15 protein-coding genes are annotated in these 14,210 nt (G+C 73.5%); 2 read left to right on the top strand and 13 right to left on the bottom strand.

Annotation, left to right across the window (positions count from 1 at the left end; genetic code table 11):
• Positions 1-10 precede the first annotated feature (10 nt).
• Positions 11-1,003 carry a fibronectin type III domain-containing protein gene (locus tag ACFV88_RS26855; RefSeq protein WP_385494463.1) on the bottom strand — a complete coding sequence of 331 codons (993 nt, stop codon included), beginning with the start codon at positions 1,001-1,003 and terminating at the stop codon, positions 11-13.
• A 218-nt stretch (positions 1,004-1,221) separates the two neighbouring features.
• Here ACFV88_RS26855 and ACFV88_RS26860 point away from each other — a divergent pair, with 218 nt between their 5' ends.
• Positions 1,222-1,986 (top strand): glycoside hydrolase family 75 protein, encoded by a 765-nt coding sequence (locus ACFV88_RS26860; protein WP_385494464.1) that lies wholly within the window; start codon positions 1,222-1,224, stop codon positions 1,984-1,986.
• A 19-nt stretch (positions 1,987-2,005) separates the two neighbouring features.
• Here the strand turns inward: ACFV88_RS26860 and ACFV88_RS26865 are convergent, their stop codons facing one another.
• From ACFV88_RS26865 to ACFV88_RS26895, 7 genes are all read right to left on the bottom strand, one after another.
• On the bottom strand, positions 2,006-2,455 hold the full coding sequence (locus ACFV88_RS26865) for a PTS-dependent dihydroxyacetone kinase phosphotransferase subunit DhaM (RefSeq protein ID WP_385494523.1): 450 nt from the start codon (positions 2,453-2,455) through the stop codon (positions 2,006-2,008).
• A 4-nt stretch (positions 2,456-2,459) separates the two neighbouring features.
• Entirely contained in the window at positions 2,460-3,077 is a 618-nt protein-coding gene (dhaL, locus tag ACFV88_RS26870) for a dihydroxyacetone kinase subunit DhaL (protein WP_385494465.1), read from the bottom strand.
• Positions 3,078-3,128: 51 nt separating this feature from the next.
• Complete coding sequence (gene dhaK, locus ACFV88_RS26875; RefSeq protein ID WP_385494466.1) at positions 3,129-4,121, bottom strand: dihydroxyacetone kinase subunit DhaK; 993 nt, start codon at positions 4,119-4,121, stop codon at positions 3,129-3,131.
• Between the two features lie 178 nt (positions 4,122-4,299).
• A complete protein-coding gene (locus tag ACFV88_RS26880; RefSeq protein ID WP_385494467.1) occupies positions 4,300-5,196 on the bottom strand; it encodes an alpha/beta fold hydrolase in 897 nt (298 codons plus the stop codon).
• Between the two features lie 68 nt (positions 5,197-5,264).
• Positions 5,265-6,614, bottom strand: coding sequence for an MFS transporter (locus ACFV88_RS26885; RefSeq protein WP_385494468.1), 1,350 nt, complete (start codon positions 6,612-6,614; stop codon positions 5,265-5,267).
• Complete coding sequence (locus ACFV88_RS26890) at positions 6,611-7,270, bottom strand: ArsR/SmtB family transcription factor (RefSeq protein ID WP_385494469.1); 660 nt, start codon at positions 7,268-7,270, stop codon at positions 6,611-6,613. Before ACFV88_RS26890 ends, ACFV88_RS26885 begins: the two co-directional genes overlap by 4 nt.
• Before the next feature lie 155 nt (positions 7,271-7,425).
• Positions 7,426-7,995 carry a TetR/AcrR family transcriptional regulator gene (locus ACFV88_RS26895; protein ID WP_385494470.1) on the bottom strand — a complete coding sequence of 190 codons (570 nt, stop codon included), beginning with the start codon at positions 7,993-7,995 and terminating at the stop codon, positions 7,426-7,428.
• Positions 7,996-8,085: 90 nt separating this feature from the next.
• Between ACFV88_RS26895 and ACFV88_RS26900 the strand changes: the two genes are divergently transcribed.
• Entirely contained in the window at positions 8,086-9,966 is a 1,881-nt protein-coding gene (locus ACFV88_RS26900; protein WP_385494471.1) for an ABC transporter ATP-binding protein, read from the top strand.
• A gap of 59 nt (positions 9,967-10,025) precedes the next feature.
• On the opposite strand, the gene ACFV88_RS26905 is transcribed toward ACFV88_RS26900, so the two are convergent.
• From ACFV88_RS26905 to ACFV88_RS26925, 5 genes are all read right to left on the bottom strand, one after another.
• The gene (locus ACFV88_RS26905) at positions 10,026-10,736 is read right to left on the bottom strand and encodes a (2Fe-2S)-binding protein (protein ID WP_385494524.1); all 711 of its coding nucleotides are present in this window, start codon (positions 10,734-10,736) and stop codon (positions 10,026-10,028) included.
• Positions 10,737-10,789: 53 nt separating this feature from the next.
• Positions 10,790-11,638, bottom strand: coding sequence for an ABC transporter ATP-binding protein (locus ACFV88_RS26910; RefSeq protein ID WP_385494472.1), 849 nt, complete (start codon positions 11,636-11,638; stop codon positions 10,790-10,792).
• Entirely contained in the window at positions 11,635-12,639 is a 1,005-nt protein-coding gene (locus tag ACFV88_RS26915; protein WP_385494525.1) for a FecCD family ABC transporter permease, read from the bottom strand. Before ACFV88_RS26915 ends, ACFV88_RS26910 begins: the two co-directional genes overlap by 4 nt.
• 110 nt (positions 12,640-12,749) lie before the next feature.
• Positions 12,750-13,730 carry an ABC transporter substrate-binding protein gene (locus ACFV88_RS26920; RefSeq protein WP_385494473.1) on the bottom strand — a complete coding sequence of 327 codons (981 nt, stop codon included), beginning with the start codon at positions 13,728-13,730 and terminating at the stop codon, positions 12,750-12,752.
• Between the two features lie 59 nt (positions 13,731-13,789).
• Positions 13,790-14,179 carry a (2Fe-2S) ferredoxin domain-containing protein gene (locus tag ACFV88_RS26925; RefSeq protein ID WP_385494474.1) on the bottom strand — a complete coding sequence of 130 codons (390 nt, stop codon included), beginning with the start codon at positions 14,177-14,179 and terminating at the stop codon, positions 13,790-13,792.
• Positions 14,180-14,210: the final 31 nt, after the last annotated feature.

The raw sequence follows: 14,210 nt of genomic DNA on the forward strand, positions 1-14,210 counted from the left end.
GCCGGCCCCGTCAGCCGCCCGTCACCACGGTCCGCTCCTGCGAGTACGCCCCGTACGTTCCGTCCGGCAGCATCGCCTGGATGCGCACCCGGTACGTCACCCCCTTCTTCCGGTCCACGTAGAAGCTGTGCTTCGCGCGTCCGGTCGGTGGCTCGCCGCCCCAGATCAGGGAGGTGGTCTGCTCGCGGTTGAGCTGGATGCGGTACTGCATCACGACCGCGTCGGTCTCGGGCGGGTCCCAGGACAGTTCGAGGTGGTACGCCCCGGCCTTCGCCACGGACACCGCCCGGAAGTCGGTGGGCGCCGTGTCCCGCCCGTCGTCCGCGCCCTCGGCGGTGGTGAGCCGCACGGTCCGGGACTCCTGGGACGAGTTGTCCGCCGCGTCCCGGGCCTTGACGGTGAAGACGTACGCGGTGCCGGGCCGCAGGCCGGTCACGACGGTGCGGGTGTCCCGTGGGCCCGCACTGTGGATCTTCGTTCCCGACTGGTAGATGTCGTAGGAGACCACGCCCTGGTCGTCCGTGGACTTCTTCCAGGTGAGCAGGGCGCTGCGGCTGCCCTGGGCGCGGCCGGCGAGCGCGCCGGGCACGGTCGGCGGCTTCTTGTCGGCCTTCGTGACCTTGGGGGTGGTCGCGGTGGCGGCACGGCTCTCGGGGCTGAGGGTTCCCCGGTCGTCCCGGGCGCGGACGGTGAACGAGTACGAGGACGAGGGCTTGAGTCCGGAGATGTCGACCATGTACTGCTCGCCGGGCAGGTCCTTCACCTTCTTGTCGCCCTGGTAGATCTCGTACCCGGTGACCTTCGCTCCCGGTCCGGGTCGGTTCCACATCAGGTGGACGGTGCTGGAGCTACCGGCCTGCGCGGTGACCCCGATGGGCGCGGCGGGCGGGGCGACCGCCTGTTTCTCGCCGGTCAGCCCGCAGCCGGCGGTGAGGAGGAGCGCCGCGGCGGCCAGCGGGAGGGCGCGGGCGACGGAGGTACGGAGTGGGGGGATGGGACGCACCGTGGTGCCTTCCGGTTGGTGGCATTGGTACAGACCTATATGGCACGGATGGTGAGTCCACATCAAGAGGTTGACGGTTGTTCCTCTCTCGGAGGAGAGGGCCGTACGGGTCACGACACGCCGCCCCCGCCTCGGCCGGTCGGTCCGTCCGGCCGTGTCGCGGTGGACACCGCTCGACGAACGGCAACGGTTCTGTGGTGGTTCGTCATGATTCGTCTATGGAGGGTCTGTTCCTCGTGCTCATGCGAACGGTGGTTCCGACCGCCGCCCTCGGTGCCGTCCTGCTGGTCCCCGGATCGTTGTCCGCCGACGCGCTTCCCCCCGCTCCGGGGGCAGGGGGAAGCGGACGGGCCCCCCGCGCGGACCCGCCCACCGCCGCCGAACTGCTCGCGGCGGTGGGCGGCTGCGTCCAGGTGTCACGGGGCGCGTACCGTACCGACGCCTCGGCGGCCCGGGAGACGGTCCCGGTGTGCGGGAAGACCGGGGTGGTCCACTGGAAGGCCGATCTGGACATCGACTGCGACGGACGCCGGGGCACCCACTGCAACGAGCGGACCGACCCCTACTTCTCACCGATGACGGCGTTCACCCAGTCCGACGGCCGGTACCTCAGCGCCGAGCAACTGCCGTTCGTCGTGGTGCCCGCCCCCAGCAGCCGCTGGCGCTACGCCGAGCACGGGGTCAAGGGCGGCAGCGTCGTCGCCGTCGTGCACCGCGCGCAGGTGCTCTACGCGGTCGTCGGCGACAGCGGCCCGGCCGGGGTGATCGGTGAGGCGTCGTACGCGGCGGCCGAGGCCCTGGGCATTCCGCCCGACCCCCGCACCGGTGGTGTCGCGTCCGGCGTGACCTACATCGTCTTCACCGGCACCAGGGTCCAGCCGATCGAGAGCCACCGGGCCGCCGTCATCGAGGGCGAACGGCAGGCCCGGGCGTTCGTGGCCCGCCGGGGCGCCGCCCGCACCGCCCCGGGCCCGTGGGGGTGACGGGGGACCCCGCGTCCGTTCACTGCTTGCGGTAGGCGTACGCCTCGGTGGCCGCCGCCGCGACCGCGTCCAGGTCCGCACCGGTGGACGCGGTGACCACCGCCCCCACCGCACCCTCCAGGAACGGCGCGTCCACCAGTCGGGTGCCGTCCGGGAGTTCGTCCCCCTCCAGGAGCAGCGCCTTCACCGTGAGGACCGCGCTGCCGAGGTCGGTGAGCACCGCCACGCCGACGCCCCGGTCGACCCGGGCCGCCGCCGCGGAGATCAGCTCCGCGCTGGTCCCGAAACCCCCGTCCTCGGTGCCGCCCGCCGCAGCCACCGGGGCGGGCGCACCGCCGCCCGCGAGTCCCACCGCCAACGCCGCCACGGCTTCGGCGACCGCCGCGCTGTGCGACACCAGTACGATCCCGACCACCGGTTCACCGCGTCGGGCGTCCGCCGAGGAGCCTGGGCCGTTCCCACCGCCCACCGTGTCACTCACCCGTGCCGCCTCCCTGGGCGAAGCCGAGCGCGGCGATCAGCAGCGCGGACGAGGTCGCGCCCGGGTCCTGGTGGCCGATGCTGCGTTCGCCGAGGTAGCTCGCCCGCCCCTTGCGCGCCAGCATCGGGATCGTGGCCTGCGCCCCCGTGTCGGCGGCGGCCCGCGCCGCGGCGAACGTACCGCCCTGCGTCAGCGCTTCGACCGCCGGCACCAACGCGTCCAGCATCGTCTTGTCCCCGGGGGCCGCCCCGCCGAGCGTCGCCACCGCGTCGACCCCGGTGCGCAGCGCGAGCGCGAAGTCGGCGCCGGACACCTCGGGGGCGCCCCCCAACGCCTTGCCGGTGCGGCGCAGCAGCGTTCCGTACAGCGGGCCCGAAGCTCCGCCCACGGTCGAGATGAGCCGACTGCCGGCGAGGACCAGCACGGCGCCGGGGGTTTCGGGTGCCTCCGTCGCCAGGGCGTCCTGCACCGCGAGGAACCCCCGTTGCAGGTTGCTGCCGTGGTCGGCGTCTCCGATCGGGGAGTCGAGGGCGGTGAGCCGGTCCGCCTCACGGTCCACGGCCGTGGCGGTGGCCCGCATCCAGCGGAGGAAGAACTCGGTGTCCAACACGCGAACTCCTGGTGAGGGATGGTGGGGGAGCGGGTGACGGGGGCGGCGTGGTCACCTGCCCCAGCGCAGCGCGGGCGTGCTCACCGGGGCGTCCCACAACCGCAGCAACTCCCCGTCCACCTGGCAGAGGGTGACGGAGGCCCCCGCCATGTCCAGCGAGGTGACGTAGTTGCCGACCAGGGTCCGGGCCACGGTGATCCGCCGCTCTCCGAGGACGCGCTGCACTTCGGCGCTGAACCCGTAGAGCTCCAACAGGGGGGTCGCGCCCATGCCGTTGACCAGCACCAGGACGGGGTTCCTCGGGGTGAGGTCGTCGAGGACGGTGTGCACCGCGAAGTCCGCGATCTCCCGGGAGGTCATCATCGGCCGTCGCTCCCGCCCGGGCTCCCCGTGGATGCCGATGCCCAGTTCCAGTTCCCCGGACGGCAGGTCGAAGGTGGGACTGCCCTTCGCCGGGGTGGTCACCGAACTGAGGGCCACCCCGAAGCTGCGGGAGTTCTCGTTCACCTGACGGGCCAGGGCCTCGACCCGTTCGAGCGGCAGGCCCTCCTCGGCCGCCGCGCCCGCGATCTTCTCCACGAAGAGGGTGGCGCCCGTCCCGCGACGCCCGGCGGTGTACAGGCTGTCGATGACCGCCACGTCGTCGTTGACGAGGACCTTGGCGACCCGGATGCCCTCGTCCTCGGCCAACTCGGCGGCCATGTCGAAGTTGAGCACGTCGCCGGTGTAGTTCTTGACGACGAAGAGCACTCCGGCGCCGCTGTCCACGGCGGCGGCCGCCCGCAGCATCTGGTCGGGCACGGGCGAGGTGAACACCTCGCCGGGGCAGGCCGCCGACAGCATGCCCGGACCCACGAAACCGCCGTGCAGCGGTTCGTGCCCGGAGCCCCCGCCCGAGACGATTCCGACCTGGCCGGCGACCGGTGCGTCACGGCGCACGATCACCCGGTTCGCCACGTCGACGGTCAGGTCCGGGTGGGCCGCGGCGATGCCCCGCAGGGCGTCGGCCACCACGGTCTCGGCCACGTTGATCAGCATGCGCAAGGGGTTCCTCCCGGGAGACGGTCCGGCGGACGTACGAGCGGCTTACCCGATGAGATGGGTCCTCTCCAGTATCGAAGACGACGGGGTGATCGTGCAGCACCGCCCCGCCGTCAAAGGCGCCGAACCCGCCCGCTCGGGGTCGCGGCGCCGGTGCCGCTCCGGCCGGCTCCGGCGTCCGTCACCCGAGCAGACGCCGTACCTCCTCAGCGATGATCCGGGGCTCGCCCACGGGGACCATGTGGCCGGAGCGCAGGGCGTAGACGTGACGCCCCCGGCGGGACTCCGCGGCGCGGTGCGCATGGGCCGTGTCGAGGGCCGCCCGCAACTCGGGCGTCATCCCGGGGGTCTCCAGCGCGGCCGAGATCACCGTCACCGGCACGTTCCCCAGCTGCGGGGGCCGCTCCAGCAGGGACCGCAGACCGTCCGTCACCGCCGCGAGTTCGGCGCCACGGGTGCGCATGGCCCGCGGGGTGAAGCCCTCCCGGCGCATGTCCGCCCCGGCGTCGGGCGGGAGCGCGTCGGTGAGCGGACGGAAGGCGGGGCCGAGCTGACCCGTACGGGCGAGCTCCGCGCTCTTGCGCTGGGCCGTACGCTCCAGCGCGCGTGACGTCGGGTCGAACAGCGGTTCGCACGCCTCGTCCGTGGCGTCGATCAGGACGACCCCCGCGATCCGCCCGGTGGCCGCCGCGGCGGCCACCCGGACCACCGGACCGCCCCAGCTGTGCCCCGCCAGGACGAAGGGACCCGGCCCCAGGTGGTCCAGCAGGTCGCCCAGGTCCCGGGCCAGCCGTGCGAGGGTGCGCGGCGCCCGGCCGCGCGGGCTGCGGCCGAGGCCGCTGCGGTCGTACACCACGGTGTCGGCGTCGTCCGCGAGCTCCTCCTGGACGAGCGCCCAGTACGAGCGGCTCGCCGCCAGTCCGCCCTCGAACACCACCGTCGCCGCGGCGCCCGGCGGCCTCGCGGTCCGGCGCTGGTGGTAGAGGGTGCGGCCGTCACGGGTGCGGGCCCGGCCCACGACCCCCTGGGTGTGCCCCGCCGTGTGCTCCGCTCCGGTCGCCGTCCGGTCCTGCCGCATCCGTTCGTCCTCCACGCATCAGTGCCCCCGAGGCCATATGACCCCGCGTCAGGTTTGGTGAGGCAACCCTAACTTGCCGTCGCGGTGGTCTCCGGCACCGGTGCGGAGGAGCCCGGTGCGGAGTCCCGCTCCGGTGCCCGACACCACAGCAGGGCCGCCGCGAGCAGCAGGGCCGTGGCGAGCAGCCAGGGCAACGGGCCCACCCCGAGCGAAGCGACGAGCAGGCCGGTGACCGCGCCGGTCAGCTGGAGGGCCAGGGACTGTACGGACAGGGCGGTGGCCCGGCCGGACGAGGCCACCGCGCGGTGCAGCAGTTCGTTCTGGTTGGGGCCCGCCGCCCCCAGCCCCAGGTACAACAGCCCGTAGCCGAGGGCGCCCAGTGCCCAGGCGGGCGGACCGGAGGCGGCGGCGGTCACGCCGAGCAACAACAACCCGACCGCTGCGGTGGCCAGGGACACCAGGACCGCCCGCTGCCCGCTGCCGGCGCGTCGGGCGACCGGCGGGGCCAGCTGGCTGCCGAGGGCCGAGCACGCGAAGCCGGCGCAGGAGAGCGCGCCGAACACCAGCGTGCCGGACTCCGGAGCGCCCGTCAGCGCCGCCACCCGCCCCGGGGTGAGCAGTTCCGTGGTGGCGAGCGCGCCACCGATCGCCGCCGTGTTCCACAGCACCCGTCGGACCAGGGCGCTGCGCCCGCCGAGCCGCAGTCCTTCGGCCACGGTCGTGGGCACGCCCCGCAACACGCCGGGCAGGGTCACCGGGGCGCGCGGGGGTTCCCGCAGCGCGGTCAGCACGTATCCGGTGAAGCCCAGGACGACGACGGTGCCCAGCAGCAGGGGCGCGGACAGCGGCAGCACCAGGTCCGAGGTGGCCGAGGCGATGCGGTCGCCCGGGCCGAGGTCCAGCAGCCAGGGCAGCGCGCCCCCGACCAGGGTGCCGAGGGCGAGGGCCGCGGAGGTCGCCGCACCACCGCGCGCCAGACCGGTGCGCAGTTCGGCGTCGGGACCCCGGGACGCGTGGACGGCGTCGACGTACCAGGCTTCGGCGGGGCCGCTGGACAGGGCGCGGCCCGCACCCATCAGCGTCATGCCCAGGGCGAGTGCCCAGGCCGTGGTGGACAGGGCCTGGAGGGTGAAGGCCACCGCGTTGAGCAGTCCGGCGGCGGCGAGGACGGCCCGGCGGCCGATGACGTCCGAGAGCCCTCCGGTGGGCAGTTCGAGCACGGCGGCGGTGAGGGAGTGCGCGAGGAAGAAGCCCGCGACGGCGGTGAGGGCCATGCCGCGTTCGGTGAAGAGGAGGACGAGCGGTGCGATCGTCAGCCCCATGGGCAGCCAGAAGAGCGCGCAGGTCGTGACGTAGCGACGGCGGGCCGACCGGGGGTCGATCCGCGGACCGACGGCTATGCCGCCGGGGGCGCTCACCGGTGCTCCTCGCTGTCCGGTTCCGTGGCGCCTTCCGCCACCCCCGTCGCCCCGGTCGTGGGTGGGGCGGGCGGCTCGGGGGCGAGCGGGAGGCCGGCGGTGATGAGGACGACCTGTCGGGCGCGCGGGTCCTCGGCGTCCCGGGCGGTCAGTTCGACGACCCGTTCCTCGAAGGCCCGCCACAGTTCGGTCACGGACTCGGGGGTCAGCCGGGGGAGCAGGTCGGTGATCCCGGAGGGTTCGCGCCACTCCTCCCCGAGCCGGCCCGCCTCCATGTCCTCCTCGTGCCGGGTCAGCGAGCTGGCGAGGTGCTCCAGCTGGCGCCGGCGCAGCGCGCTGACGGCGGCGCGGCCCCCGGGGGAGGCACCCATGGCGGAGTTGCTCCAGGAGGTGACCGCATGGACCGCGCGCCACCGGCGTTCCCGCCCGTCCCGGTGCTCGGCCTCGGTGACGAAGGCGTACCTCGCCAGGACCCGGAGGTGATAGCTGGTGGACGCGGAGGACTCCCCGGTGCGGACGGCCAACTCGCTCGCGGTGGCGGGCCCGTACTGGCGCAGCAGGCCGAGCAGACGCGTCCGCAAGGGGTGGGTCAGGGCCTTGAGGGCGGCGGCGTCCGTATCGGGGTCCAGGACGCGGTGGTGCTCTTGACTGGTCACTCATCGACCATAGGACGCTCCCGACAGTTTCCCAAAGTATTTTTGCAGAATTTCTTTGGGAGAATCTCGACGCCCGAGCCGCACGGGGCGTTGGACTCCGCGCGGGTGTCGCGTTCGACGGGAGCGATCGGGTGTGGGCCCCCCTTCCGCCGGGGCTACTCGGCGCGGACCGCCTTGGTGAGCGTGGTCAGGCAGGCGGTCAGGGAGTCGTGCTTGGTGGCGCCGTGGTCGCGGACGTAGGTCCAGGCCGTGTACAGGGTCGCCCACAGCAGCTGCTCGATCCAGGCGTCGGTGAGCCGGTCGTCCAGGGCCTCCTCCGCCCGGCCGCGCGCCAGGAGTGCGCACAGGGCCACGTCCGTCGCCGACTCCGGGTCCCCGTCCTGTTCGTCCTCCCAGCCCGGGCTCACCAGCATCACGATGTCCCCGAGGTCGAACAGTTCGTGGACGAAGCGGCGCAGGGCGTCCAGGGGAGGCCCCTCGTCGGTCCGTGCCTGCCGGGCGGCCTCGTCGATCCGCTCGGACGCGTACGCGGAGAGCGCGGCGAGCAGGGCGGCGCGGTCCGCGAAGTAGCGCTGGAGCGTGCTGCGGGCCACTTGGGCGGCGTCGGCCACCTGGCTCAACGGTGCGGAGTGGTCCTCGCTGAGGACCGTGACGGCGGCGTCGAGGATCGCACGGCGGGTTCGTGACCGGGTGCGGGACTCCTCCGGAGGCATCTGTTTCAGCACGGGCCCAGTGTATCGGTGTGGGTAATCAGTTGCCGGATATCGATACTCCATGCTCTTATCTGGGGCATGGATGACCGATTTAATGAACCGGTGGCCGCCTCGACCACCTCCCCGACCACGGAAGGACCGTCGCCCGACCCGGCAGTCCCGAAGGGCGGCGGCTTCGCCCGGCTACGGATTCTGGGGAGCTTCGCCCGCCCGCACCGCCGGCGCCTCGCCCTCGGGCTGCTCCTCGCGCTCCTGGGCTCGGCGATGGAACTCGCCACCCCGATGACCACCAAACTGGTGCTCGACTCGCTGGGCGGCGACATCCGACTCGCCTGGCCGATCACCGTGCTGCTCGGCCTCCTCGTCCTGGGCGCGGTCGTGGGGCTGTGGCAGACGATCCTGCTCGGCACCGTCGCCGAACGGATCGTGCTGGACGCCCGCGAGTCCGTCGTGCGCCGCTACTTCCGTGCCGCCCTGCTCCCGCTCAGCGCGCGCCCCACCGGGGAACTCACCACCCGCGTCACCTCCGACACCGTGCTGCTGCGCGAGGCCGCCTCCTCCAGCATCGTCGGCCTGATCAACGGCGGGGTGCTCATGGTCGGCACCCTCGTGCTGATGGGCGTGCTCGACCTGGTGCTGCTCTCGGTCACGGTCGGTGCCGTCGTCCTGATCGCCGCCGTCTTCCTGCTGCTGATGCCGAAGATCGCCACCGAACAGGAGAAGGCACAGGCAGCCCTCGGCAGCATGGGCGGGGCGCTCGAAGGCGCGCTGCGCGCCCTGCGGACCGTCAAGGCGGCCCGCGCCGAGGACCGCGTCGCCGAACGCATCGTCGGCCACGCCCGGACGGCCACCGCGCACGGCGTCAACTCCGTGCGGCGCGAGGCGGTCGCCTGGTCCGTCGCCTACGGAGGCATCCAACTCGCGCTGATCGGCATCCTCGGCTTCGGCGCCTGGCGGGTCTCCCACGGGAGCCTGGAGGTCTCCAGCCTGATCGCCTTCCTCCTCTACACCTTCGGACTCATGGGACCGGTCACCGAACTCTCCGGCCACGTGACCGCGCTCCAGTCGGGCATCGCCGCCGCCGCGCGCATCCGCGAGGTCGAGGACGTCCCCCTTGAAGGCCAGGCGGAGCAGGTGCCCGACACGCGCGGCCCGGGCGCCACGGCCGGCGCTGCGGTCCCCGTGCGGCCGGAGGGGGACGGCGAGCGCCCGCTGATCGAACTCCGCGGGATCACCGCCCGCTACGCGCCCGGCGGGCAACCCGCCGTGCGCGAGGTGGACCTCGACATCCCGGCCCGCGGCCACACCGCGATCGTCGGCCCCTCCGGCGCCGGCAAGACGACGCTGTTCTCGTTGCTGCTGCGCTTCGTCCACCCCGAGCACGGCCGAATCCGGCTCGACGGCACCGACTACGCCGACCTGTTGGTGGCCGACATCCGCCGACGCTTCGCCTACGTGGAGCAGGACACCCCGCTCGTCCCCGGTTCGGTGCGCGACAACATGCTGCTCGCCCACCCGGACGCCACCGAGGACGAGTTGTACCGCGCCCTGGACGAGGTGCGGCTCGGTGACCACGTCCGCACGCTGCCCGACGGACTCGACACCGAGCTGAGTCCGACCTCGCTCTCCGGTGGCCAGCGCCAACGCGTCGCCCTCGCCCGGGCCCTGCTGCACGCCCCGGACGTCCTGCTCCTGGACGAGGCCACCGCCCAGATCGACGCCCTGACGGAGGCCGCCATCACCGAACACGTCCGCGCCCACGCGGACCGCGCGGCCGTGCTGTCCATAGCCCACCGGCTGTCCACGGTCGTCGGCGCCGACCGGATCGTCGTGATGGAGGAGGGCGGGGTCCGCGCGGTCGGCACCCACCTCGAACTCCTGCACGGCGACCGGCTCTACCGGGACCTCGTCGAGGCGCTGCACATGTCCGGGCCCGCAACCACCGAGCCGTCCGTGGAGTACGCGGGCCGCGCCGGGCAGTGACCCGGTGGGCCGGGCGGTGACCGGGAGCGGCCAGGTCGACGGGCGGCCGACCCGGGAGGTCAGGGCTGCCGCTCCGCCAGACCGCAGTCCCCGCACTTCGCCCCTGCCGGGGCCCGGTAGTACAGACAACAACTGCGCCGCCGGAACGTCAGGTCCGGGCCGGTGACCGAGCCCGTACCGGCGAGGCGGCCCGTGCTCAGCAGCCGGTCCACCAGGGGCTCCAGCCGCCCGCGCGCCCCCGGCCGGGCGGCCAGGACGGCCCGCCCCGCCTCGACCAGCGCGGAGGCGGTGTTCCCGTCCAGGAGCCGGGGGGACACCTTGACGGGGAGCCCGGCGCGCAATGCGTCCAGCCGCCGGGTCACCACCGTGTCGTACAGCTCGTCCACGAGCCGGGGGACCCGGGCCGCGTACCGCCCGGTGGCCCGCGGCAGCCGCAGCGCAGGCCCTTCGTCGGCGCGTTGCAGACGGGACAGGTCGGGCACGACGCCGTGCAGGACCGTGCACGCGAGGAGCGGTGACCACAGCCGGGCGGCCTGGCTGAGCTGGGTGATCGACGCGGCGACCCGCGGCTCCTCGCTGCGGTGGCGGGCCGTGGTCGCCGCGATCAGATCGGGCACGCCGCGCGCGTACGCCTCCCCGAGGGAGTGCCAGCCGGCGTCGGGTCCGCCCACCCGCACCGAGAAGAAGCCGCCGAGTTCCGCCACGTCGCGCAGGGCCGCGGCGACCTCGGCCGGCGGGGCCGTCGCCTCGCCGGGGTCGCCGGGGTCCACGGCGTTCGGGCGCTCGTCCGCCCGGCGGTGCCCGACCGGAGGCGGGGAGCCCGTCACGGGCGGAACGCCCGCGTCGGACCCTCGTCCCCGGTCACCAGGGTGATGTGCGGGACCCCGGTGACCGGATGCCGGTCGACCTCGGCCTCCACCCGGTACACCTCGGACAGCAACTCCCGGGTGAGGACCTCCGCCGGCGGGCCCAGCGCGACGACCCGACCGGCCGCGAGCACGCAGAGCCGGTCGCAGAAGGCGGCGGCGAGGTTCAGGTCGTGCAGGGCGACGACCGTGGTGACGCCGAGTTGCCGCACCAGCCGCAGCACGTCCAGCTGGTGGCGCAGGTCCAGGTGGTTGGTCGGCTCGTCCAGCACCATCGTGCCGGCCTGCTGGGCGAGGGCGCGGGCGATCAGGACGCGCTGCTTCTCCCCGCCGGACAGCCGGTTGAAGGGGGCCTGCGCGAGCGCGTCCACGTCGAGGCGGGCCAGTGCCGAGGCGATGACCGCCCGGTCGTCGGCGTCATCGCCGGCGAAGGCCCGTTTGTGCGGGGTGCGCCCCATCGCCACCACGTCGTACACGGTGAGTTCGAAGTCCCCCGCGCTCTCCTGGAGCACGGCGGCCAGCTGCCTCGCCAGTCGCTTGCCGGGCAGTCGCCACACGTCCTCGCCGTCCAGCAGCACCCGCCCCGAGGTGGGCCGCAGCGTGCGGTACACCGTGCGCAGCAGGGTGGACTTCCCCGCGCCGTTGGGTCCCGCGAGTCCGACCACCTCACCCGGGGCCACCTGGAGGGACACTCCGGTGACCAGCGCCCGGCCGCCCACGGCGACCGTCACGTCCTCGATGTCCAGTGCGCCGGGCGCGGCCGTGCCGGGCAGCCGCGCACCCTCCTTCTCGATCGGCGCCGTCATGACGTCCTCCGTCGCATCAGCCACAGGAAGAAGGGGCCGCCGACCAGTGCGGTGAGAATGCCGACCGGGACCTCCTCGGGGCTCATCAGGGTCCGTGCCGCGAGGTCCGCGGCGATGAGGAACGCCGCCCCCAGCAGCGCGGCGGCGGGCAGGGCCCGGCGGTGGTCGGCGCCCACCAGCAGCCGCACGATGTGCGGCATGATGAGGCCGACGAAGCCGATCTGACCGCTGACCGCGACGATGGTGCCGATCATCAGCGCGACGACGGTGAACATGGCCGCTCGGAAGCGGTGCACGTCGAGCCCGAGCGCGGTCGCCGCCTCCTCGCCGGCCAGCAGCAGGTTCAACGGGCGGCTCACCCCGAGCAGCACCACCGTGCCGGCGAGCACGACCACGGCCGGTATCCACAGCATCGACCACGTGGTCCCGGCGAGCCCGCCGAGCATCCAGCGCAGCGCCGACTGCGTCTTGTGCGGGTCGTTGGAGGTGACGATGAGGAAGCTGGCGAGCGCCGACAGCACCTCGGCGGTGGCGACGCCCGCGAGCACCAGGCGGATGGTGGTCATCCGCCCGCCCGACCGGGCGAGGAAGTACACCGCGATCAGCGCGGCGAGCGCCCCGCAGAACGCCGCCAGCGGCAGGGTCACCAGGCCGAACGCCGTCAGGTTGAACACCAGGACGCTCACCGCACCGACCGAGGCGCCCGAGGAGACCCCGAGCAGCATCGGATCGGCCAGCGGATTGCGGACCAGGGCCTGGAGCGCGGTTCCGGCGACGGCGAGTCCGGCACCGACCACCGCGCACAGCAGGACGCGCGGCAGCCGCACGTCCATGACGATCGTCTCCCGCACCGGGGTCCAGGTCGTCTCGGCGAGTCCGGGGTGCACCCGGTGCAGCAGGATGCTCCAGACCTGACCCGCGGGGACGTTGACCGAGCCGACGGCGATGCCCGCCGTCCCCGCCACCGCCACCAGGGCGGCCAGCAGGACGAGGACCAGCACGTACGGCGGCTTGGCCCGACCCGTCCGAAGCTCCGACGAGTCGGGCGACGGGGCCGGGTCCCGTCGGGTGGTGTGCAGCGCACCGGCCCCGGCCGTCCGGGGCGCGCCGGTCACTGGAAGCGGTCCGGGTGCAGCTGACGCGCGAGGTCCGACACCCCGGTGGGCACCCGGACGCCGAGCACCGTCGAGGACAGCGGCAGCACCGCGAACCGCTTGTTCTTGATCGCCGGGACGTCCTTCAACGCGGGGTGCGCGAGGAGGAACTTCTTCTTGTCGGCGACGGTCTTGTCCCCGTAGTCGTAGATGACGATGGCCTCCGGTGCCCGTTCGGCGACCTGCTCGAACGAGACGTCGCCGAACTGCTTGTCCAGGTCGTCGAACTGGTTCCGGCCGCCCGCCTCCTTGATCATCTCGTTGCCGATGCCGGCACCGCCCGCGGTGAACGCCGTCTTGTCGCCGCTGTCGTAGACGAACACCTCGACCGGGTCGACGCCCTTGAGCTTGCCCTCGACACCGCTCAGCGTCGTGCGGACCTTCTTGACCTCGCGTTCGGCGCGGTCCTTCACCCCGAAGATCTTTCCGATCGAGCGGAGTTCCGTCTCGATCAGGTCCATCGTCACCGGCCCCTTGGGGCACTCCTCCACATTGAGGTAGGAGTTGACGCCCGCCTTGGTCAGCGCGGCGCGGCTGCGGCCCTCCTGCTCGTCGAAGGTGCTCGCGAACCCCGCGTAGGCGAAGTCGGGTTCGGCGGCGAGCAACGCCTCGAAGGACGGGTACTCGTCCGCGAGGACCTTGATGCCCTGGTAGGCGTCCGCGTACTCGGGCAGGATCTTGTCGTCCAAGTAGGCGGTGCCCACCATGGACTTCTCCAGTCCGAGCGCCAACAGCACTTCGGTGGCGTGCTGGTTCAGGGAGACCGCCCGCTGCGGGGGACGCTGGTACGTCGTCTTCACGCCGCAGTTGGTGACGGTGACCGGGAAGCCCTCGGGCGCGGAGGCCGCGCCGTCGGTCTTCTCGTCGGTGCCACCGCCACCGCAACCCGCTATCAGGAAGGCGGCTGCGGCAAGCAGGGCGACGGAGCGTCTGGCCATGGTGTGGTCGGTCCTCTCACCGCGGACGGCACGGCGCCGCCCGCGATCGGTTCGTTGGTTCAGTGCGTCGCGTCGGACTGCGCGGTACGGACCCGCCGCGGCGGGGTGAAGACGTAGAGGTCGAGGACGTCCGGTGGTGCGGCGACCCCCGGGCCGCCGGCGCGGACCCAGGAGACGATGTCCTCGGTGGCGTCGGAGTCGTTGACGAGGCCGAGCCAGACGGGACGTGCCCCGGCGGCGCGTCCGGCGGCCGACGGGCGGACGACGATCACATTGGCCTGATCGCAGACGTCCAGGCAGGCGGCGACCGTCACCGAGGTCGCCTCGCGCAGCCGCGCCACCTGCGCGGAGTGATCGACTCCGATCACCTTCGCGCTGCCGCAGCAGCAGTCCCGGCACACCACGACCCGGCACGGCACCGGATCGTCGGCCAGCGGCCCTTCGGGCATCCCGACTCACGCTCCCCTCTGGGGAGATCCG

Origin of the sequence: Streptomyces sp. NPDC059816 (assembly GCF_042732055.1) — a bacterium.
GTDB lineage: Bacteria > Actinomycetota > Actinomycetes > Streptomycetales > Streptomycetaceae > Streptomyces.